Genomic DNA, 20,453 nt, shown 5'->3' with positions numbered 1-20,453 from the left:
ATTACAAGAAGCTCCAGATCTTCCCAATCCCAACGATATCGTCAGGTGCAGTTTCAAGGGAAGATTATCAGACGAGGCATGAATTGAGGCATTACCACGAGGATTGGCACAAACTGCAGTGCACCATTGCGGCTGATTGTAGCAGATCTTTAGCAAGAAAAGGGATATTTACACATTTCTTAAGATTTTTATTAGCGCAAACATCAAGAGAATTGATTTATTACTTGTCATTTATCCATCCCCGATCGCAAAAACCAGGCTTTTATCCGCGCTAACTTTACATATTCTTTGGGACGACCTAAAGTTAATCATATGATTGATTAATTGTTCGACTACCTCTTAGCATTTAACTAATTTCAATTTATTAAGTATGGTGACGATGTCTCATTCCACACCTCATTCCTTAATATTATCCACGCCCGTTACCAGTCGTGGTGAGCAAGCCCGCCAACAATTGATTCAGGCGGCTACCGAATTATTCGGTGAGTTAGGCCTGAAAGGGGCAACAACTCGGGATATCGCCCAGCGGGCAGGACAGAACATTGCGGCCATCACCTACTATTTCAACTCTAAAGAAGGGTTGTATCTGGCGGTCGCGCAACAAATAGCGGATTTCATTCAGCAGACCTTCTCACCGCTGGCACAAGAGATTGACCAGTTTCTCCAACAACCGATTCACGCACAAACCGCCGAGCAACAGTTGCATTTTATTCGCCGTGGGTTACTGGAATTCAGCCATCTAATGACCCAGCCAGAAACGTTGAATATGAGCAAAATCATGGCGCGTGAGCAACTCTCCCCTAGCGATGCTTACCCACTGATTCATGTGCAGGCTATTGCGCCATTACACCAAAAACTCAATCTGCTGCTGGCCGCATTTATTGGTGCTGATGCCAGTGCAACCAAAACGATTCTTCATACCCATGCCTTGATTGGTGAAGTGTTGGCCTTTCGCATGGGGCGCGAGACTATCCGCCGCCAGGCCGGTTGGTTGGATATTGGTGAGGCTGAAAGTGAAATGATCAATCAGGTACTTATCGAACACATTGACCTGCTGCTTTACGGATTGCGGGACAAATCAGTACGGTGAGCGTATTGAAGGGGTCGTTATAAAATTGTAGCTATAGACATGGTCGATAGGGAGCATTATGAATCGCAAGAAGATTATAGTGGCCGTCGTTATTGTTGCCCTACTGGCGGCGATAGGTTATGGCTGGAACTACTACCGTCAACAACACGACGCATCATTGACGCTGTACGGCAATGTGGATATTCGCACAGTGAATTTAGGCTTTCGAGTCGGTGGTCGGCTGGCGTCTCTGGCTGTCGATGAAGGGGATAAAATCCAGCCAGGGGAAGTTCTGGGGAAACTGGATGACGGCCCTTATCTCAATGCACTCAAACAAGCGCAAGCCAATGTTCAAAGCGCGCAAGCACAGTTGGCTTTATTGAAGGCAGGATACCGTGACGAGGAGATAGCACAGGTAAAATCTGAAGTTGCTCAGCGAGAAGCGGCATTTGGCTATGCCGATAGCTTCCTAAAACGTCAACAAGGGTTGTGGGCAAGTAAAGCCACCTCGGCCAACGAGCTAGAGAATGCTCGAACTGCTCGTAATCAAGCACAGGCTAATCTGCAAGCCTCCAAAGATAAGCTCGCACAATATTTGAGTGGTAACCGGCCACAGGAAATTGCGCAAGCCGAAGCAAATCTGGCCCAAAGTGAAGCTGAACTGGCTCAAGCTCAACTCAACCTGCAAGACACTACCCTGCTCGCGCCATCAGCGGGTACCGTACTCACTCGCGCGGTTGAGCCGGGGACCATTTTATCCGCCAGTAACACCGTATTTACCCTGTCACTGACCGATCCGGTATGGGTACGGGCCTACGTCAGTGAGCCCCACTTGAATCAGGCCATTCCCGGTACCGAAGTCGACGTATTTACCGATGGCCGCCCGGACAAGTCATATCACGGCAAAATAGGTTTCGTATCACCCACGGCGGAATTTACCCCTAAAAGTGTCGAAACGCCTGAGCTGCGTACCGATCTGGTTTATCGCTTACGTATCATTATCACTGATCCCGATGAATCGTTACGACAAGGTATGCCCGTCACCGTTCGTTTCGCACAACCTTAAGGCGGCATGAGCTATGAATGGAATCCAGCATCTTATTACTTTGGAGGGTGTTGAAAAACGCTTCCCCGGACTGGATAACCCCGCCGTCGCCAGCCTGACGACAGAGATCCGCAGTGGTGCAGTCACTGGTTTGGTTGGGCCGGACGGGGCCGGTAAAACCACCCTACTCCGTATGCTCGCCGGATTACTCAAACCCAGTCAAGGCAAGATGACGGTGGTCGGGCTGGACCCGTTAGAAAACGATCGCCAGTTACATTCTATTCTCGGATATATGCCACAAAAATTTGGTTTATATGAAGATCTCACGGTGATGGAGAACCTGACGCTGTATGCCGATCTACGCGGGGTTACCGGTGAGCTTCGCCGCCAAACATTTGAGCGCCTGCTGACGTTTACCGATTTAACCCGCTTTACTGACCGGCTGGCGGGAAAACTATCCGGCGGGATGAAGCAAAAACTGGGCTTGGCCTGTACTCTGGTCGGTCAGCCCAAAGTACTGTTGCTCGATGAGCCGGGTGTCGGCGTTGACCCGATTTCACGCCGCGAGCTATGGCGCATGGTGCATGAGTTAGCGAGCGATGGCATGCTTATCCTGTGGAGCACATCATATCTGGATGAAGCAGAGCAATGCCGCGAAGTGTTGTTGCTAAATGAAGGGAAGTTGCTGTACAGCGGTGCACCTCAAAGCCTGACACAACGGATGAGTGGGCGCACAATTTTGCTGGCAGCGCAAACCGGGACCAACCGTAAACTGTTACAACATGCGCTGGCATTGCCCCAAGTGAGTGATGGGGTTATTCAGGGGAAGTATGTGCGGTTAATCCTCAAACCCGACGTGGATCACAGCCAACTATTGCCACTACTCAATCAACCGAATGCCGAGATAACTGAAGCAGAACCGCGCTTTGAGGATGCCTTTATCGACCTGTTGGGGGGCGGCCCCGCCAGTGAGTCCGCGTTGGCGAAGATCATGCCCAAAGTCGCAGGTAGCCATCAGGAGACCGTGATTGAAGCCCAAGAGTTAACCAAAAAATTTGGCGATTTTGCTGCTACCGATCATGTAAATTTTCAGGTCAAACGCGGTGAGATATTTGGTCTACTCGGTCCGAATGGGGCGGGTAAATCCACTACCTTTAAAATGATGTGCGGTTTGTTAGTCCCCAGCTCAGGCAAAGCATTGGTACTGGGAATGGATCTGAAAACCAGTTCAGGTAAAGCACGACAACATTTGGGCTATATGGCGCAGAAATTCTCGTTGTATGGCAATCTGACCGTTGAACAAAACCTGAAGTTTTTCTCCGGCGTTTATGGTCTGCAAGGCAAAACACAACGCGATAAAATAGCTGACATGACCTCAGCCTTTAACTTTACCCCAATCCTCAAACAAACCCCGGACTCACTGCCTCTGGGGTTTAAACAGCGTTTAGCATTGGCCTGCGCGTTAATGCATGAACCAGACATTCTGTTCCTGGATGAACCAACGTCCGGTGTCGACCCCCTCACCCGCCGTGAGTTTTGGTTGCATATCAATGGGATGGTAGATAAAGGTGTCACCGTCATGGTTACCACCCACTTTATGGATGAAGCGGAATACTGTGATCGTATCGGGCTGGTTTACCGTGGCAAAATTATCGCAGCCGGCACACCGGATGAGTTAAAACAACAGGTTGCCAGTGATAATAATCTTAATCCCTCCATGGAAGAGGCCTTTATTGGGCTGGTGCAGCGCTATGATCAGCAAAATGATAAGGAGCAACAGTCATGACCGAGCCACATCTATTGCCAGTGGATAAATCGTCGGTAAATGAGAGCGAAACTTATCAGGACACGGGGTTTTCCTGGCGTCGCCTACGGGCTTTATGCCGTAAAGAGACCCGGCAAATACTGCGTGACCCGAGCAGTGGATTGATCGCATTCGTCATCCCGCTGTTGCTGCTGTTTATCTTTGGCTATGGCATCAATCTGGACTCCAGCAAACTGCACGTCGGCATTTTAATGGAGCAACAGAGCAAACCGGCTCAGGATCTGGCTAACGCCTTCGCCAGTTCACCTTATATTTCACCGCAAATCAGTGATAATCGCCAGGCGCTAATTCAGGCGATGCAAGCCGGAAAAATTCGTGGGCTAATTGTGATCCCCAATGATTTTGCGCAGCAGCTTGCGCGCCCCGAAAGTAAAGCCCCCATTCAGGTGATTACTGATGGCAGTGAACCCAATACCGCCAACTTTGTGCAAGGCTACGCACAAGGGGTGTGGCAAATCTGGCAACAACAACAGGCACAAAACCTAGGGCAAAAAAACGATCCTCTGATTGAGATTCAGGTCCGTTATTGGTTTAACCCTGCCGCCATCAGCCGACATTTTATTATTCCCGGAGCCATTACCATTATTATGACGGTTATCGGCGCGATTCTAACCTCGCTGGTGATCGCCCGTGAATGGGAGCGCGGAACCATGGAAGCGCTGCTGTCGACCCAGGTCACGCGCAGCGAGTTGCTGTTGTCGAAACTGATCCCCTATTACGTCCTGGGCATGATAGCCATGACACTCTGCATGGCGGTGTCGGTATTTATCCTTGATGTGCCTTTCCGTGGCTCATTGTGGATACTATTTGTTATGACCAGCCTATTTTTGGCCAGCACTCTGGGTATGGGATTGCTAATTTCGACCATTACCCGCAATCAATTTAACGCCGCAATGGTGGCCTTGAATGCCGCATTCCTGCCGGCTGTGATGCTGTCTGGCTTCATTTTCGAAATTGACAGCATGCCCGCTATCGTGCGCGCCGTAACCTATATCATTCCGGCCCGTTATTTTGTCAGCAGTCTGCAAACCCTGTTTCTGGCGGGGAATATCGGCACCGTGCTGGTGATTAACCTGTTGTTCCTGGTCGCCTCAGCAGCCGTATTTATCGGCCTGACGGCATGGAAAACTAATCGTCGATTAGATTAGGCGCCGATTAGATTAAAGGAAGGAAGCAAGATATGTTTCACCGCCTCTACACATTGATTATCAAAGAGTTGCAGTCACTGCTGCGGGAACCACAGACACGTGCAATATTAATTATGCCGGTCATATTACAAGTCATTTTGTTCCCATTCGCCGCTACATTGGAAGTGACCAATGCCACCATTGCTATTTATAGCGAAGACAGCGGGAAAGCATCTGTAGAGCTGACCCAACGCTTTGCCAAAGCAGAGGCTTTTTCTCATGTCTTACTGCTCCACAGCCCGCAAGAAATTCAGCCAGTGATTGATAACCAGCGAGCACTGCTTTTGATACGTTTCCCAGAGCAATTCAGTGCTGACCTGGCTAATGGCAAAACCACTCAGTTGCAATTATTGCTGGATGGGCGTAACTCCAACAGCGCGCAAATTGCCGCCAATTACATTCAGCAAATCGTACAAAATTATCAATTAGAATTAACCCAAGGCCAGATAAAGCCCAACAACAGCGAGTTGGTCATCCGCAATTGGTATAACCCGAATCTGAACTACAAATGGTTCGTGGTGCCATCATTGATTGCGATGATTACGACTATCGGGGTGCTTATTGTGACATCACTGTCGGTGGCTCGTGAGCGGGAGCAAGGGACACTCGAGCAGTTGTTAGTTTCACCGCTAACCACCTGGCAGATTTTTATTGGTAAAGCTGTCCCGGCACTGATTGTCGCGACTTTCCAGGCAAGTATCGTCTTGTTTATCGGTATCTTTTTTTACCAAATTCCGTTTGCTGGTTCGTTGGCACTGTTTTATGGCACCATGCTGCTCTACGGCTTGTCGCTCGTTGGCTTCGGTTTGCTGATTTCCTCGTTATGTTCCACTCAGCAGCAGGCTTTTATTGGCGTGTTTGTTTTTATGATGCCCGCTATCTTGCTGTCCGGTTATGTCTCGCCGGTCGAGAATATGCCTATCTGGCTGCAAAATATTACGTGGATCAACCCTATCCGCCACTTTACAGATATCACCAAACAGATTTACCTCAAGGATGCCAGTTTCGATATTATCTGGCACAGTTTGTGGCCGTTACTCGTGATAACCGCCACCACGGGGAGTGCCGCCTATGGGATGTTTAGGCGGAAAATTGCATAGCGACATTAAACGGTAGCAAGACTTACCTGCATTCACCAAAAAGCAAAAAGGACACCACAGGGGTGTCCTTTAAAATTTTGATCAACTTATACAACGAGCAAGTTTGCCACATCGCAACTTTGAATCAGCCAGCTTAAGCTGAGTTTGATTCAGTGGCGAGACCAAAAAATTGACCGACGCCCGCAGCGCAGAAAGCGCAGTTGACATCGGTCAATGAGCATTTCGAGCAGCGTACGGCGAGCAAGTTTGCCGCGTCGCAGCCCTGAATCAGCCAGCTTAACGGCGGTTGCCGAAAATCCGCAGTAACATCAAGAACAAGTTAATGAAATCAAGATACAGCGTCAAAGCACCCACGATGGAATACTTGCGGAAGTTATCTTTATCATTGGCATCCAACTGTGAGCCCATGTTTTTCAACTTCTGGGTATCATAAGCAGTCAAACCAACAAACACTAACACCCCGATGTAGGTCACTGCCCACATTAGCGCCGTGCTTTTCAGCCAGATGTTAACAATCGATGCCAACACGATACCGATCAGGCCCATAAACAGCATGCTGCCCATACCACTCAAATCACGCTTGGTGGTATAGCCGTAGAAACTCATGGCACCAAACATACCGGCAGCAATCAAGAATGTGCTGGCGATAGAAGAGCTGGTGTACATGATGAAAATGCTGGATATCGTCAAGCCGGTTAATGCGGAATAGAGCATAAACAGCGAGGTAGCCATCGAGCCACTCAGGCGGTTAACCATGCCAGAAATAACAAATACCAGACCTAACTGAACAATAATCAGCCCGAAAAAAGTGATCTGACTGGAAAATATAAAGTTGAGTATCGCAGGGGTATTCGCTGCGTACCAAGCGACAACCGCCGTTAATAACAGACCACAGGTCATCCAGCCGTATACCTGCGCCATGTATGCCTGAATGCCTGTGTTGGCACGTTCGACAATCGAACCATTAGAGCGTGGATAGCGATCCATGGTAGTTACCTTATGCATATAAATAATGATACAGGCCATCTAAATTGACAGCCCACCGACTTTTTAAGGGTACCACAGAAGTACAGTCAACAAGGGAGTAAAAATAGACATTTAGCAGTGATCTTTACACTGGTTTACGCTCAATTTACCAACGCCTGGCCGCCTGATGATCACTGTCGCGTGATTCAACCCAACGTTCGCCATCCGTTGTGGCTTCCCGTTTCCAAAATGGTGCCTTTGTTTTCAGGTAATCCATTATAAATTCAGCCGCATCAAACGCCATACTGCGATGGGTACTGGTCACCCCGACAAAGACGATTTCATCGCCGGGGAACAGTGGCCCTACCCGATGAATAACGCTAACACGCTGTAAAGGCCAACGGCTGCGGGCGTCATCAATAATCTCAGCTAACGCCTTTTCTGTCATGCCTGGGTAATGTTCCAGCGTCAGTGCACTGACGCTATCACCCAAGTTGTGATTACGGACTTTGCCGGTAAAGGTCACCACCGCGCCATCTTCATCACACTGTGACAACCAGTGATACTCATCACCCACACTGAAGGTCTCAGTGCCCACACGAATACGGGTATGCTCCATTATCAACCTCCGGTCACCGGCGGGAAGAACGCCACTTCATCACCCGCCACCAGCGGATGGTGAACATTGACCAGTGATTGATTCACTGCAGTCAGTAATTTGCCTTCTTCAAGGGCTAATTGCCAGCGTTCGCCCCGTTGGCACAGGGATTGGCGCAGTGCCTCGACAGTGGGAAATTCCGCCGCCAATTGCAGGCTGTCGGTTCCGACCAGTTCACGCACCTGAGCAAAAAAGAGAATCTGAATCATGGGTTCACCTTAAAATCACCGGATTTCCCGCCACTTTTTGCTAACAGGCGCACCGGGCCAATTATCATGTCTTTTTGTACCGCTTTGCACATATCGTAAATTGTCAGGGCGGCAACGGAAGCTGCCGTCAGCGCTTCCATTTCCACGCCGGTTTTACCGGTCAAGCGACAGCAAGTTTCGATACGCACACGGTTGTGTTCTGGTTGTGCTTCCAGTTGAACTTCAACTTTGGTCAGCAACAGTGGGTGGCACAGTGGGATCAATTCCCAGGTTTTTTTAGCCGCCTGAATCCCGGCAATACGCGCAGTGGCAAAGACATCACCTTTGTGGTGGCTGCCCTCGATAATCATCGCCAACGTCGCGGCCTGCATTTCAACAAAAGCCTCTGCCCGTGCTTCGCGCACAGTTTCTGCTTTAGTGGAAACATCCACCATATGGGCTTCGCCTGCGGCGTTAATGTGAGTTAGTTGGGTCATATATTCTCTTCTGTTCTTAACGTTGCCCGCTATCAACCGCCAATAAACGATAAATTCTGGGTAATACCGCTGTTGCCCTGATGCAGAAAATGAGTCTGTTTCTTGGTTTGCAATGCACTCTGGATGCGTGCCATTAACTCATCTTGCTGGTCATCGCTGCCCAGTAAGTCACGTAGCGTAATACCTTGCTCGCCAAATAAGCATAAATGCAGATTTCCCAGCGCTGAAACACGCAAGCGGTTACAACTGGCGCAGAAGTCTTTCTCATACGGCATAATCAGCCCGACCTCTCCCAGATAATCCGAATGATAAAACACCTGCGCCGGGCCATCACTGCGCGCCCGCGCTTGCTGTTGCCAACCTTGTTGGAGTAATTGCTGGCGGATGACACCACCGGAGACATGATGCTGACGAAACAGCTTCCCCCCCTCGCCGGTTTCCATTAATTCGATAAACCGCAGTTGAATCGGTCGCGATTTTATCCAACTGAGGAAGGCATTCAGATTGCGATCATTGACATCACGCATCAGTACGGCATTGATTTTGACTTTCTCAAAACCAGCATCGAAAGCAGCATCAATGCCTTGCATGACCTGATGAAATTTATCCTGCCCGGTTATGGCATGAAATTGTCGCGGGTCAAGGCTATCGACACTGACGTTAATGGCTGTCAATCCAGCCTCCCGCCATTGGGCGGCGTCACGGGCTAAACGGTAGCCATTGGTGGTGACTGCCAGTGTGCGGATCGCCGGATTTTGTTTGATAGTCGCGATGATATCGGTGAAGTCGCGCCGCATAGAAGGTTCGCCGCCCGTCAGACGAATTTTTTCTGTTCCCAACAGAGCAAAGGCGCGGCTGACGCGGCTTATCTCGTCCAGACTCAGAAAGCTTTTTAATCCGTCGGGGCGATAGCCATCCGGCAAGCAATAGGTGCAACGGAAATTGCACACATCGGTGATTGATAGGCGCAAATAATAGAACTTGCGCGCAAATGCGTCAGTGAGTTGTACCATAACACCTTTCCAAATACGGGAGATGCAGGCATTTCTACCTCGCACCCTGGCGGCTTAAAGCCACGGCCAGAGCATCATATTGTTCGCGGACGAGACAACGTAGACGCCAAGGCTAGGAGTTTATGTTCAGTGACAGTTTACCTACTGCCCACCGAACCATGGTTTAAAAAGTAAAGCGCTTAGTGGCAGATGAGTCGCTAAAAACCCTACTTTTCCTAGAGATTCTAACGCTAAAACGGCAGGATAGCCAATGGCTGTTTTTCGTTATATATTTTTATATACAACGACTTATCTAACAAAACTCACTGTTATTCAGTCTATTGTAATCCGTTGCTAATACTTTGTTTAAAATCACTAAAACAATGGCTTTTATCGCGTTTTCGCGACAAATCCGTTAACTTATGCAGCAATTTCACCCTTAGCTACGCTATTAGAGCCAGGCAACAATATTTAGACAGGAAAAATATGCGAAATCGCACATTAGCGGATCTCGATCGAGTGGTTGCTTTAGGGGGAGGCCATGGCCTGGGGCGCGTGATGTCAGCCCTTTCGCCACTGGGTTCACGCCTGACAGGTATTGTTACCACCACCGATAATGGCGGCTCGACTGGCCGCATTCGCCGTTCAGAAGGAGGGATTGCCTGGGGTGATACCCGCAATTGCCTTAATCAGTTGATCACTGAGCCGAGTGTGGCTTCGGCAATGTTTGAATACCGTTTTAGCGGTAATGGCGAACTCTCGGGCCATAATCTGGGCAATTTAATGCTCAAAGCGTTAGACCATCTCAGCATCAGACCTATCGAGGCAATCAATCTGGTACGTAGCTTGCTGAAGGTTGAGGCATGGCTCATCCCAATGTCTGAGCAGCCGGTCGATCTGCTGGCCATCGATCATGAAGGGCACCCCGTTTATGGTGAGGTGAATATCGACCAACTGGCAAAAATGCCACAAGAGATGTTGTTGTCACCGCACGTTCACGCCACGCGGGAAGCCGTGGAAGCAATTAGCCAGGCCGATGTTATTTTGATTGGGCCAGGTAGTTTCTTAACCAGTCTGATGCCCTTGTTACTGCTAGATGACTTAACTCAGGCCTTACGACGCAGCTCTGCCAGTATGATTTATATCGGTAATCTGGGGCGTGAACTCAGTGTGGCGGCGGCCGCGCTATCGTTGCAAGAAAAACTGGCGATAATGGAAAGCAAGATTGGCCGCAAAATTATTGATGCGGCAATTGTCAGTCCACAAATTGATATCAGTGGTGTAACAGACAGGATTATTATCCAGCAGCCACTGGAAGCAAAAGATATCCCTTACCGCCATGACCGTGAGCTACTGCGCCAGGCACTGGAAAACACCCTGCAACAGCTCGGTGGGGCAAACTAGCTAAGAGGCTTAGCTTGAGTTTGAGCTTGCAACCTTGCGCTGTCATTCATATGGATATACAGCGCCTCCACTTTAGTTCTAGCCCATGGTGTACGGCGTAAAAACTTCAGGCTGGATTTAATGCTGGGATCGCTGATGAAACAGTTGATATTGATACGGTATGCCAACTCCTCCCAGCCATAATGCTCAACCAGTTTGGTCAGCAGTTGTTCAAGGGTAATACCGTGTAATGGATCTTTCGACAAGTGATCACTCATTATTTATCTCGCACTTTTACTCTCCGACTTGGGGCTGCTGAATTGTGGGTTTGCCACCAACCTGCAACGCCAGGTTATTTGAGTCTATCTAGGTGATGATTTTATTAGTCGCACACCTTAATCAGGATAGGTTGATGCGACAAGCATAAATTCCCGATTTGTCGCACCATTGCTTACCGCCCACATAATGCAGGGCTGATGAGCATCAAGATATCGCGATAAATTGCTGGCGCAACTGATGGACTTGATCACGCAGTTCTGCTGCCTGCTCAAACTCCAGATTTTGCGCGTGGGTGTACATTTTAGACTCCAACTCACGGATTTTCTGATCAAGCGCTTTTGGTGGCAAGGCGTGATAATTATTGGGATCGGCCACTTTGCCGCCCCGCCCTTTCCCTTTACCACGGGAAGAGGGTTGGCCCAATTGCAGAATATCGCCAATCTTCTTGTTCAACCCTTGCGGAATGATGCCACGTTCTTCGTTGTAAGCTTGCTGTTTGACACGGCGCCGTTCCGTTTCACCAATAGCCTTTTCCATTGAGGCGGTAATTCTGTCGCCATACAGTATTGCTTTACCATTAAGGTTACGCGCCGCACGGCCAATGGTCTGGATTAAAGAGCGTTCAGAACGCAGGAAACCTTCTTTATCAGCATCAAGAATTGCGACCAGAGAAACCTCTGGCATATCCAAACCTTCGCGCAGTAAGTTGATTCCCACCAATACATCAAACTCACCCAAACGCAGATCACGAATGATCTCTACCCGTTCAACGGTATCAATATCCGAATGCAGGTAACGAACACGGGCGCCATGCTCTCCAAGATACTCGGTCAGGTCTTCAGCCATACGTTTGGTCAGCGTGGTCACCAGCACCCGCTCGTTAATCGCTGCACGAATACGGATCTCTGACAGCAAGTCATCAACCTGTGTGGCTACCGGCCGTACTTCAATTAATGGGTCGAGCAGGCCCGTCGGCCGCACGACCTGATCGATGATATCGCCACCGGATTTCTCCAGCTCATATTTACCTGGAGTTGCTGAAACATAAATAGTTTGTGGTGCCAGTGCTTCAAACTCTTCAAACCGCATTGGCCGGTTATCCAGTGCCGATGGCAGCCGGAAACCATATTCCACCAATGTTTCTTTGCGTGAGCGGTCACCTTTGTACATCCCGCCGATTTGCGGAATAGTGACGTGGGATTCATCAACCACCAACAGACCGTCAGCCGGTAGATAGTCAAATAGCGTCGGTGGTGCTTCGCCTGGACCACGGCCCGAAAGGTAGCGGGAATAGTTTTCAATACCGGAGCAATAGCCCAGCTCATTCATCATTTCAAGGTCAAACTGGGTCCGCTGGCTAATACGTTGCTCTTCCAACAACTTATTATTGGCTAATAGCACCTGACGGCGGTCGGCCAATTCGACTTTGATCTCTTCCATGGCCTGCAAAATACGCTCGCGCGGGGTAACGTAGTGCGTTTTAGGATAGACCGTAAAGCGCGGTACTTCATGCTGTAACTGGCCTGTCAATGGATCAAAGATGGACAACCGTTCGACCTCTTCATCGAACAACTCTACCCGCAACGCCCATTCATCAGATTCTGCGGGGAAGATGTCGATAACTTCACCACGCACCCGGAAGGTACCGCGCTGGAATACCTGATCATTACGGCTGTACTGCAATTCGGATAAGCGACGCAAAATAGAGCGCTGATCGATGATCATACCCTTAGTCAGATGCAGCATCATTTTCAGGTATAAATCAGGATCACCCAGACCATAAATCGCAGAAACCGACGCCACCACGATAACATCACGCCTTTCCAGCAGTGCTTTGGTCGCAGATAGCCGCATTTGCTCGATATGCTCATTTACCGAGGCATCTTTTTCAATAAACGTATCAGAGCTTGGGACATAGGCTTCAGGCTGGTAGTAGTCATAGTAGGAGACGAAATACTCTACCGCGTTATCGGGAAAGAACTCTTTCATCTCACCATAAAGCTGTGCTGCCAATGTCTTATTGGGTGCCAGCACCATGGTTGGGCGATTCAAATCAGCAATAACATTGGCTATCGTAAAGGTTTTACCTGACCCCGTTACCCCCAACAGTGTCTGATGAGCCAGACCATTCTCTAGCCCTTCTTCCAGTTTACGGATGGCCTCAGGCTGGTCGCCTGCTGGCTTAAACTCAGAATGTAGTTTGAATAATTTACTCATGAATTTGCTACCCACTGGAGAAACACACACTATCAGGAGGCTAATTATGAAAGCCCCATAGAATTTTGCCACCTCTATGATACTGGATATAAAACCAGCTTCAAGCACCAAAATGTAGGAATGTCTTTCACCAGGAGATTGTTTGCCTCGTTACAGTGACATCTAAACGACAGCTGCACTGTAAAAGCGTTTTTATCCCCAACTGTTAACATAAACACATTAGTGATAACTAATCGATTAAAGATCACTCATCATCGCCAGTTATGATTTTTCAGCGCTTGATTTTAAATAACCCATTGAAAGTAAAATAAATTATTAAAAAGTAGAGAATGCGGACAACAGGAGCGCAAGCCGCGCCCGCTCTCGCTTGCCATCAGTTTTCTATGGCTAATGCACAAGGTTATCCACAGGAATGGTGGATAACTCATTCAACCCCACAGCGGCTGGGAGTTGGCGAAAAGCAAAGCTTGGGGGATAAATGGGGACTAACTGGCTTTTTTAGTGTTTTTTTTACATTTTTATTTCACCGCATATTTCAATTAGTGCTAACTATGTAGCTTGCTAATTCTATAATTTTCACTAGTTAACACCTGTATCTAATGACCTCTGACCTCTCTCTTTTTCTACTGCACCATTTTCTCCACCAAAGCACCGCTTAAGTGCAAGCTAGCCATCACTCTACGCTCGCCCCCCGCCAGGCTGAGCTATTTTTACCCCACGCTGCGCGTTAAAACCATTTACAGCCTGTTAACAAACAGATTTTACTCTCTGTATAGCAACTTGGCCCAAGAGTTGCTTTATATCTCTGTGAAACGGAGAGATTAAAGGGGAAATGGTCTAAAGCGGTGCAACGCATTAATAGACTAAAAATCATCCTATCGCAGGGTGATTAAGGATAAAAATAGCCTGTTGATGCCATTTAATGCCGCAATTCGCCCATTTCACCTCAATTTACACCGACAACCACCCGTTAGAAGTGTGGTGTTTTATGCTGTACTGCCGCTACCAAGTATGCAGATTTGCTGGTTAATCCTTCACTAGCCGTTACAGAACACCGGGCCACCTGTGAACTACTGAGATCGACTGAGGAGAAGCACTGATGCTGAGTTTAACCGCTGTGAATCAATACTATGGACAGAATCATATCCTTTGGGATATTAATCTCGAGATCCCCCGTGGGCAGTGTACCTGCCTGATTGGCCGTAATGGCGTAGGAAAAACGACGTTAATTAATTGCATCATGGGGCATCTGCCAATTAAGAGTGGCACCATGACCTGGCAACCTAATCATGAACCGCCGCAGAATTTGCTACAGCAGCCGGTTGAGGGGCGTACTGCTCTGGGTATTGGCTATGTACCACAAGGGCAGCAGATCTTCTCTCAACTGAGTGTAGAGGAGAATATGCTGATAGCCGTGCTGGCGGGCCGCCATAAGTCGCGCCAAATTCCGGGCTGGATTTTTGATATATTCCCGCAACTGTATGACAAACGCACCCAACGTGGTGGGGAGCTAACCCGTAATCAACAACAGCAGTTGGCCATTGCCAGAGCACTGGTGACAGAGCCAGAACTGTTGATTCTTGATGAACCGGGGAGTGGTATTTTACCGCCGTTGACTGAGGATATTGGCAATATCCTACATCAGCTCAGTCGTAGCCTGGGTTTGACGGTACTTTTGGTTGAACACCGTTTACCCTTTATTCAGCATGTGGCAGATCGATTCTGTTTGATGGCCGATGGCCGAAATGTGGCACAAGGAACATTGGCGCAATTGGATGAAGAGATGATTATTACGCATTTGGCCAGTTAATATGGCGCAGAGTGGTTTCTCCCTCATGCAAACTAAAGCCGATGATAGCGGCCATACTCCGCAAAAAACTCAGGGCTAATAATGTCTATTAGCCCTTTAGGGTCATATCGCCGTCAAAAATTCAGCTCAGTGGCACCTCAGCCAAAAGTCCTAAATCCAAATAGCCACCAAGATCACGCCGCTGGGTGATGGGATACACGTCAAGGTCCGTCAGATAGGGGACGACACCTAATCGCGGGGCACTGATCATCTGTGTCAATGTTGCCATATACTCAACTTGTCGCCCCCCCGCAGGTATCACCTCATTAGCGATCCACCCTACCAGTTTCAGCCCAGCTTGTCGGATAGCCAAAGCGGTCAACAAAGCATGATTGATACATCCCAATTTGATGCCAACAACCATAATTACTGGCAGTTGCTCTCGTAAAACCCAATCGGCAAAAGTTGCCTGTGGCGACAGTGGGGTAAACCAGCCGCCAGCCCCTTCGACCAATATCCATTCTGCTGAGTGCTCAAGCTGCTGTAGTCCTTGCGATAAAACTGACAAATCAATCTCACGCCCTTCGCTGGCACTGGCAATATGGGGCGAGGTTGCCTCCAGAAATGTGAGCGGATTCACCTGTGAATAACTAAGTGCCGTACTGCTGTTTGCTTGTAGCGCCAAAGCATCACTGTTGCGCAATCCGTCAGGCGTCATCTGGCTGCCGGATGCCACCGGTTTATAACCGGCGGTGCGATAGCCCTGCTGGGCTGCGGCTTGCAGTAGGGCACAACTGGCAACTGTCTTACCGACATCGGTATCCGTGCCAGTGATAAACCAACGTTTAATCACGATATATAACCCCAAAAACTAAATGGTAACTCAGCGGGTAGGTGCCAGATTGGGTGCTATAAGCGCGTTGCAGGGCCACCAGCCGCTGGCGACCACTTAACCCAGACTGACGCCCCTGATGTAAATGCGTAGCACCAATGCCTTGCAGAGAGCGCATAAGCGCAATTACATCAGGAAACTGTTGCTGATATAACTCGGTTGTCAGGTGATGGCGATACCCCTGACAAGCGTTACTGATATGCTGAAAGGGGAGAAAATCATTCACATGGCGCTGGCCATCTACCTGTTGCCACGCCTGCCCCAGCTCGTCAAGAGACCCCTTTGCCAAGGTAGAAAACAGAATGATGCCGCCAACTCGCGTGACGCGATATAACTCAGCTAGCGCCTGCGGTAAATCAGCACACCACTGTAGCGCCAGATTACTAAAACAAATATCAACGCTTTGATCTGGCAGCGGTATATTCTCAATATCAGCCAATAAATAGCTGTCCGCAGCCTGCTGTCGCCGGGCGTGATCCAACATTCCGGCGGCCAAATCTAGCGCAGTAACATATCTGTCTCGTTCACGCCAACGGCGGCTGAAATAGCCAGTACCGCACCCGGCATCCAGCACCGACGCACCAGGGTGCTGATAACCCAGCGCCAATAAGGTATTCCCCGTTTCCCGTTGCAAACTTGCCGCTGAGTCGTAGCTGCCAGCAGCCCGGCTAAATGCAGCCGCAATCGCCGGTTTATCAACCAAGGGTAATCGTGGATTATCAGCGACAAACGCCATACAGCACCTCCAGCAATCTGTCGATATCATCATATTGATGCGCAGCACTCAGGGTAATACGCAATCTGGCGCCCCCCGGCGGGACTGTTGGAGGGCGAATCGCCGTTACCCATAACCCCTCGGCGCGTAGTTGCTCCGCCAGTGTCAGTGTTTGCTGATTGTCACCCACCAGCAGTGGCTGAATAGCGGTTTCAGATGCCCCTAATTGCAACGGTAAGTCTGCCGCTCCACGCCGAAATTGCGCAATACGTTGCTGAAGCTGCTGTCGCAAGTCGTCACCTTGCTGAATACGTAATAGTGCCACTTGCAGCGCACAAGCCTGTGCTGGCGGCATCGCGGTGCTGTATATCAGGTGGCGGGCATATTGCAGCAGATACTCGGCAACCGGTTCCTGACACAACACTGCCGCCCCACTTAGGCCGAATGCCTTGCCAAAAGTGACCACTAACAGTTCAGGTTTTACCCCTTGCTGCCAGCAACTACCACGGCCACCTTCGCCACACACCCCAATTCCGTGCGCATCATCCACCAGTAACCAGCCACCCGCCGCCACAGTTTTTTGCTGCAAAGCAGCCAGTGGAGCGCTATCACCGTCCATACTAAAAACGCCTTCGGTGACCACCAATGTTTGGCCCGCACAGGGTTTATCGAGTAGGTTTTGTAGCGCATCGGGCTGATTATGCACAAAGCGCCGCAATTGAGCCGGAGAGTGTGCAGCCGCCTCCAGCAAAGAGGCGTGGCTGAGTTTATCGGCCAGTATCCTGTCGTCGGCGGCAGTTAACGCCGCCAACACCGCCTGATTTGCCGCGTAGCCTGAGATAAACAACAATGCACGCGGATAACCCAGCCAGTCCGCCAATTGGTGTTCCAGTTGGGCATGAGGCCGGCTATAGCCGGTAACATGGCCAGAGCCACCACTGCCAACACCATAGCGTTGCGCCCCCTGCTGCCACGCCGCAATCACGTCGGGATCCTGACTTAACCCCAGATAATCATTGCTGGAGAAGTTGAGATAACGCCGTTCTGCTGATTGCAACCAGCGCCCACTCGCCCCCTCATTAACCTGACGGCTACGGTAGGCCGCGGCGTCGCGTCGCTGTTGCAGCCCCTGCTCTATCTTGCTTTGCCAGTTCATCAGATTGCCGCGTTATAAAATTGTGTGCTCTCACCGGGCAATGAGTCACGCTGCAAGAGTTGCTCAGTCAATACTTGCTGCTGTTCGCGATCCCCTTGCTCGGTGGCGGTTTGCTGTGGATTCAGCCCCAATTTACGAAACAGTTGCAGATCTTTATCTTCTTCAGGATTCGCCGTGGTAAGCAATTTACAGCCGTAGAAAATAGAGTTAGCCCCTGCCATAAAGCACATCGCCTGCGTTTGCTCGTTCATTTGTTCGCGACCGGCAGATAAACGCACGTAAGAGGTTGGCATCATGATACGTGCGATAGCGATGGTGCGGATAAACTCGAAAGCATCGACGTCGTCGTTATTTTCCATCGGCGTGCCTTTCACTTTTACCAGCATATTGATCGGCACACTTTCAGGCGGTTTGGGCAAATTCGCCAGTTGTACCAGTAGCCCTGCGCGGTCACGAACAGTTTCGCCTAACCCGACAATGCCTCCCGAACAGACTTTGATACCGGCGTCACGAACTTCACTGAGGGTATCGAGCCGTTCCTGATAACTGCGGGTGGTAATGATGCTGCCGTAGAATTCCGGCGAGGTATCAAGATTGTGGTTGTAATAATCCAGCCCAGCCTCTGCCAACCGGTGAGCTTGCTGTTTATCCAGCGAGCCAAGCGTCATACAGGTTTCCATCCCCATGGCCTTGACACCTTCAACCATTTTCTCCAAATAAGGCATGTCACGCTCATGGGGATTCTTCCAGGCCGCGCCCATACAGAAACGGGTTGAGCCGGCGGCTTTGGCCTTTTTCGCTGACGCCAGCACTTGTTCAACCTGCATTAAGCGCTCACTTTCCAAGCCAGTTTTGTAACGCGAGCTTTGCGGGCAATATTTGCAATCTTCCGGGCAAGCACCGGTCTTAATCGACAGCAAAGTACTGACTTGCACCTGACGCGAGTCAAAATGCTGACGATGAATCTGCTGCGCTTCAAACAATAAATCCAGCAGTGGTTTTTCAAACAAGGCCTGGGCTTGCCCGACTGTCCAGCGAATATAATTTGCCATTACGGCTTCTCCAAGGAAGAGAAAAAAGTTTCGCCAGTGTAAATAAACTCGATATACTGTCAACCATTCTTGCAATGAATTGGTTTACAACAATCCTCATGACACCTTCTGACCTGGCTTTTGATCAACGTCATATCTGGCACCCCTACACCTCAATGACTGACCCGCTTCCCTGCTATCCGGTGGTCGCAGCCGATGGCGTTGAGCTGCAACTGGCTGATGGCCGACGTCTGATCGATGGCATGTCATCATGGTGGGCGGCCATTCACGGCTATAATCATCCGGTACTGAACCACGCGGCACATCAGCAGTTGGATAAAATGTCCCATGTGATGTTTGGAGGTATCACCCACCCGCCCGCCGTGGAACTCTGCCAACAGTTGGTTGCTCTAACCCCTTCGGCACTAGAGTGTGTTTTTCTCGCTGATTCGGGTTCGGTGGCCGTTGAAGTGGCATTGAAAATGGCATTGCAATACTGGCAGGCCAAAGGTGAACGGCGGCAACGGATTTTAACCCTGCGCCACGGCTACCATGGTGATACTTTTGGTGCGATGTCAGTTTGTGATCCCCAGAATTCAATGCACAGTTTGTATCAGGGGTATTTAGCTGAAAATCTGTTTGCCCGCGCGCCACAATGCCGCTTCGACGAGCCGTGGAACCCGGAAGACATCACTGATTTTGCTGCAATGATAGCCACACATTCCAGCGAGATAGCCGCAGTCATTCTGGAACCGATAGTGCAAGGTGCCGGTGGAATGCGTATCTATCACCCCGCCTATTTGCGTGAGGTCAGAGCATTGTGCGATCAGCACCAGATTTTGTTGATTGCCGATGAAATTGCTACCGGTTTTGGCCGCACCGGTAAACTTTTCGCCTGCGAACATGCGCAAATCGTGCCAGACATTCTGTGTTTGGGTAAGGCGTTGACCGGCGGCTACCTGACTTTATCGGCTACCTTAACTACCCGTAAGGTGGCAGAAACCATCAGTAACGGTGATGCGGGTTGCTTTATGCACGGCCCGACATTTATGGCTAATCCATTGGCTTGCGCTGTCGCCTCGGCAAACTTGAGTCTGTTGGCTGAGAATCACTGGCAACAGCAGGTTGCCGCCATAGAAAACCAATTGAAACACGCGTTAATGCCACTTGCAGAACATGAAGCAGTAGCCGATGTGCGGGTATTAGGGGCAATTGGGGTAGTGGAAATGAAAGAGCCGGTTAACGTCGCGCGCTTGCAACGGCAATTTGTCGAGCACGGTGTGTGGATCCGCCCGTTTGGTAAACTGATTTACCTGATGCCGCCTTATATTATCTCGCCGCAATCACTGACGCGGTTAACGGATGCGGTGAAAGCTGCGATAGTAAATATCCACTAAAGCAGTGGTGGACAATATCGTTCGCAAATTGGCGGGCAACTGCACCGATGGGCGCTGCGACGGCTTA

Annotated in this window: 19 protein-coding genes and 1 riboswitch; of the genes, 8 read left to right on the top strand and 11 right to left on the bottom strand. The window is 49.7% G+C overall.

Translation table 11 applies throughout. The features are described 5' to 3' along the window. The first annotated feature begins 379 nt into the window (after positions 1-379). Genes cecR through Q2T72_RS07250 form a run of 5 tightly spaced genes read left to right on the top strand, consistent with a single transcriptional unit; the run spans position 380 to position 6,226 of the window. Complete coding sequence (gene cecR / locus Q2T72_RS07270) at positions 380-1,090, top strand: transcriptional regulator CecR (RefSeq protein WP_372558389.1); 711 nt, start codon at positions 380-382, stop codon at positions 1,088-1,090. 58 nt (positions 1,091-1,148) lie between these two features. Continuing rightward, on the top strand, positions 1,149-2,135 hold the full coding sequence (gene hlyD, locus Q2T72_RS07265) for a secretion protein HlyD (RefSeq protein ID WP_372568879.1): 987 nt from the start codon (positions 1,149-1,151) through the stop codon (positions 2,133-2,135). A gap of 13 nt (positions 2,136-2,148) precedes the next feature. Beyond that, entirely contained in the window at positions 2,149-3,900 is a 1,752-nt protein-coding gene (locus tag Q2T72_RS07260; protein WP_083159514.1) for an ATP-binding cassette domain-containing protein, read from the top strand. Continuing rightward, on the top strand, positions 3,897-5,087 hold the full coding sequence (locus tag Q2T72_RS07255) for an ABC transporter permease (RefSeq protein ID WP_083159516.1): 1,191 nt from the start codon (positions 3,897-3,899) through the stop codon (positions 5,085-5,087). Before Q2T72_RS07260 ends, Q2T72_RS07255 begins: the two co-directional genes overlap by 4 nt. 32 nt (positions 5,088-5,119) lie before the next feature. Beyond that, positions 5,120-6,226: an ABC transporter permease gene (locus tag Q2T72_RS07250; protein ID WP_083159518.1), complete on the top strand. Its 1,107-nt coding sequence runs from the start codon at positions 5,120-5,122 to the stop codon at positions 6,224-6,226. 276 nt (positions 6,227-6,502) lie between these two features. Here Q2T72_RS07250 and Q2T72_RS07245 read toward each other — a convergent pair whose 3' ends face one another. From Q2T72_RS07245 to moaA, 5 genes are all read right to left on the bottom strand, one after another. Further along, complete coding sequence (locus Q2T72_RS07245) at positions 6,503-7,213, bottom strand: Bax inhibitor-1/YccA family protein (RefSeq protein ID WP_083159520.1); 711 nt, start codon at positions 7,211-7,213, stop codon at positions 6,503-6,505. Between the two features lie 145 nt (positions 7,214-7,358). Next, positions 7,359-7,811: a molybdopterin synthase catalytic subunit MoaE gene (moaE, locus tag Q2T72_RS07240; RefSeq protein WP_193784695.1), complete on the bottom strand. Its 453-nt coding sequence runs from the start codon at positions 7,809-7,811 to the stop codon at positions 7,359-7,361. A 2-nt stretch (positions 7,812-7,813) separates the two neighbouring features. Then, on the bottom strand, positions 7,814-8,059 hold the full coding sequence (gene moaD, locus Q2T72_RS07235; protein WP_032907188.1) for a molybdopterin synthase sulfur carrier subunit: 246 nt from the start codon (positions 8,057-8,059) through the stop codon (positions 7,814-7,816). Then, positions 8,056-8,535, bottom strand: coding sequence for a cyclic pyranopterin monophosphate synthase MoaC (gene moaC, locus Q2T72_RS07230; RefSeq protein ID WP_372558386.1), 480 nt, complete (start codon positions 8,533-8,535; stop codon positions 8,056-8,058). The genes moaD and moaC overlap by 4 nt, the downstream gene beginning before the upstream one ends. A gap of 32 nt (positions 8,536-8,567) precedes the next feature. Then, the gene (gene moaA, locus Q2T72_RS07225; protein WP_372568878.1) at positions 8,568-9,548 is read right to left on the bottom strand and encodes a GTP 3',8-cyclase MoaA; all 981 of its coding nucleotides are present in this window, start codon (positions 9,546-9,548) and stop codon (positions 8,568-8,570) included. Next, a riboswitch (molybdenum cofactor riboswitch) is annotated at positions 9,535-9,679 on the bottom strand. It overlaps the preceding gene by 14 nt. A 334-nt stretch (positions 9,680-10,013) precedes the next feature. Here moaA and yvcK point away from each other — a divergent pair. Beyond that, the gene (yvcK, locus tag Q2T72_RS07220; RefSeq protein ID WP_083159524.1) at positions 10,014-10,931 is read left to right on the top strand and encodes a uridine diphosphate-N-acetylglucosamine-binding protein YvcK; all 918 of its coding nucleotides are present in this window, start codon (positions 10,014-10,016) and stop codon (positions 10,929-10,931) included. On the opposite strand, the gene Q2T72_RS07215 is transcribed toward yvcK, so the two are convergent. Together Q2T72_RS07215 and uvrB are read right to left on the bottom strand one after the other, a co-directional pair. Continuing rightward, positions 10,928-11,188: a VF530 family DNA-binding protein gene (locus Q2T72_RS07215; RefSeq protein WP_083159526.1), complete on the bottom strand. Its 261-nt coding sequence runs from the start codon at positions 11,186-11,188 to the stop codon at positions 10,928-10,930. The two genes, yvcK and Q2T72_RS07215, sit on opposite strands and share 4 nt — an antisense overlap. 205 nt (positions 11,189-11,393) lie before the next feature. Beyond that, a complete protein-coding gene (gene uvrB / locus Q2T72_RS07210) occupies positions 11,394-13,406 on the bottom strand; it encodes an excinuclease ABC subunit UvrB (RefSeq protein ID WP_050087533.1) in 2,013 nt (670 codons plus the stop codon). Positions 13,407-14,505: 1,099 nt separating this feature from the next. Between uvrB and Q2T72_RS07205 the strand changes: the two genes are divergently transcribed. Then, a complete protein-coding gene (locus tag Q2T72_RS07205; RefSeq protein WP_083159528.1) occupies positions 14,506-15,216 on the top strand; it encodes an ABC transporter ATP-binding protein in 711 nt (236 codons plus the stop codon). A 121-nt stretch (positions 15,217-15,337) separates the two neighbouring features. On the opposite strand, the gene bioD is transcribed toward Q2T72_RS07205, so the two are convergent. The 4 genes from bioD to bioB are packed head-to-tail and all read right to left on the bottom strand — an operon-like array spanning position 15,338 to position 19,010. Beyond that, complete coding sequence (bioD, locus tag Q2T72_RS07200) at positions 15,338-16,048, bottom strand: dethiobiotin synthase (RefSeq protein WP_102970446.1); 711 nt, start codon at positions 16,046-16,048, stop codon at positions 15,338-15,340. Continuing rightward, the gene (gene bioC, locus Q2T72_RS07195; protein WP_372568877.1) at positions 16,041-16,823 is read right to left on the bottom strand and encodes a malonyl-ACP O-methyltransferase BioC; all 783 of its coding nucleotides are present in this window, start codon (positions 16,821-16,823) and stop codon (positions 16,041-16,043) included. The genes bioD and bioC overlap by 8 nt, the downstream gene beginning before the upstream one ends. Next, entirely contained in the window at positions 16,807-17,958 is a 1,152-nt protein-coding gene (gene bioF, locus Q2T72_RS07190) for an 8-amino-7-oxononanoate synthase (RefSeq protein WP_372568876.1), read from the bottom strand. Before bioF ends, bioC begins: the two co-directional genes overlap by 17 nt. Next, entirely contained in the window at positions 17,958-19,010 is a 1,053-nt protein-coding gene (gene bioB, locus Q2T72_RS07185) for a biotin synthase BioB (protein ID WP_083159536.1), read from the bottom strand. Before bioB ends, bioF begins: the two co-directional genes overlap by 1 nt. Before the next feature lie 98 nt (positions 19,011-19,108). Between bioB and bioA the strand changes: the two genes are divergently transcribed. Then, a complete protein-coding gene (gene bioA, locus Q2T72_RS07180; protein WP_083159538.1) occupies positions 19,109-20,386 on the top strand; it encodes an adenosylmethionine--8-amino-7-oxononanoate transaminase in 1,278 nt (425 codons plus the stop codon). Positions 20,387-20,453 lie beyond the last annotated feature (67 nt).

Origin of the sequence: Yersinia sp. 2466 StPb PI (assembly GCF_041538325.1) — a bacterium.
In the GTDB taxonomy this organism is placed as follows: domain Bacteria; phylum Pseudomonadota; class Gammaproteobacteria; order Enterobacterales; family Enterobacteriaceae; genus Yersinia; species Yersinia enterocolitica_E.
The sequence above is the reverse complement of the archived record's forward strand: the minus strand, read 5'-3'. Positions and strand labels throughout refer to the sequence as shown.

Bases quoted from the DNA above. Each gene is read 5' to 3' on its own strand.
- moaE (WP_193784695.1), bottom strand. From the start codon at position 7,811: ATGGAGCATACCCGTATTCGTGTGGGCACTGAGACCTTCAGTGTGGGT.
- bioF (WP_372568876.1), bottom strand. From the start codon at position 17,958: ATGAACTGGCAAAGCAAGATAGAGCAGGGGCTGCAACAGCGACGCGAC.
- yvcK (WP_083159524.1), top strand. From the start codon at position 10,014: ATGCGAAATCGCACATTAGCGGATCTCGATCGAGTGGTTGCTTTAGGG.
- bioC (WP_372568877.1), bottom strand. From the start codon at position 16,823: ATGGCGTTTGTCGCTGATAATCCACGATTACCCTTGGTTGATAAACCG.
- bioB (WP_083159536.1), bottom strand. From the start codon at position 19,010: ATGGCAAATTATATTCGCTGGACAGTCGGGCAAGCCCAGGCCTTGTTT.
- Q2T72_RS07245 (WP_083159520.1), bottom strand. From the start codon at position 7,213: ATGGATCGCTATCCACGCTCTAATGGTTCGATTGTCGAACGTGCCAAC.
- bioA (WP_083159538.1), top strand. From the start codon at position 19,109: ATGACACCTTCTGACCTGGCTTTTGATCAACGTCATATCTGGCACCCC.
- cecR (WP_372558389.1), top strand. From the start codon at position 380: ATGTCTCATTCCACACCTCATTCCTTAATATTATCCACGCCCGTTACC.
- Q2T72_RS07255 (WP_083159516.1), top strand. From the start codon at position 3,897: ATGACCGAGCCACATCTATTGCCAGTGGATAAATCGTCGGTAAATGAG.
- moaC (WP_372558386.1), bottom strand. From the start codon at position 8,535: ATGACCCAACTAACTCACATTAACGCCGCAGGCGAAGCCCATATGGTG.
- uvrB (WP_050087533.1), bottom strand. From the start codon at position 13,406: ATGAGTAAATTATTCAAACTACATTCTGAGTTTAAGCCAGCAGGCGAC.
- moaA (WP_372568878.1), bottom strand. From the start codon at position 9,548: ATGGTACAACTCACTGACGCATTTGCGCGCAAGTTCTATTATTTGCGC.
- Q2T72_RS07250 (WP_083159518.1), top strand. From the start codon at position 5,120: ATGTTTCACCGCCTCTACACATTGATTATCAAAGAGTTGCAGTCACTG.
- hlyD (WP_372568879.1), top strand. From the start codon at position 1,149: ATGAATCGCAAGAAGATTATAGTGGCCGTCGTTATTGTTGCCCTACTG.
- Q2T72_RS07205 (WP_083159528.1), top strand. From the start codon at position 14,506: ATGCTGAGTTTAACCGCTGTGAATCAATACTATGGACAGAATCATATC.
- Q2T72_RS07260 (WP_083159514.1), top strand. From the start codon at position 2,149: ATGAATGGAATCCAGCATCTTATTACTTTGGAGGGTGTTGAAAAACGC.
- moaD (WP_032907188.1), bottom strand. From the start codon at position 8,059: ATGATTCAGATTCTCTTTTTTGCTCAGGTGCGTGAACTGGTCGGAACC.
- Q2T72_RS07215 (WP_083159526.1), bottom strand. From the start codon at position 11,188: ATGAGTGATCACTTGTCGAAAGATCCATTACACGGTATTACCCTTGAA.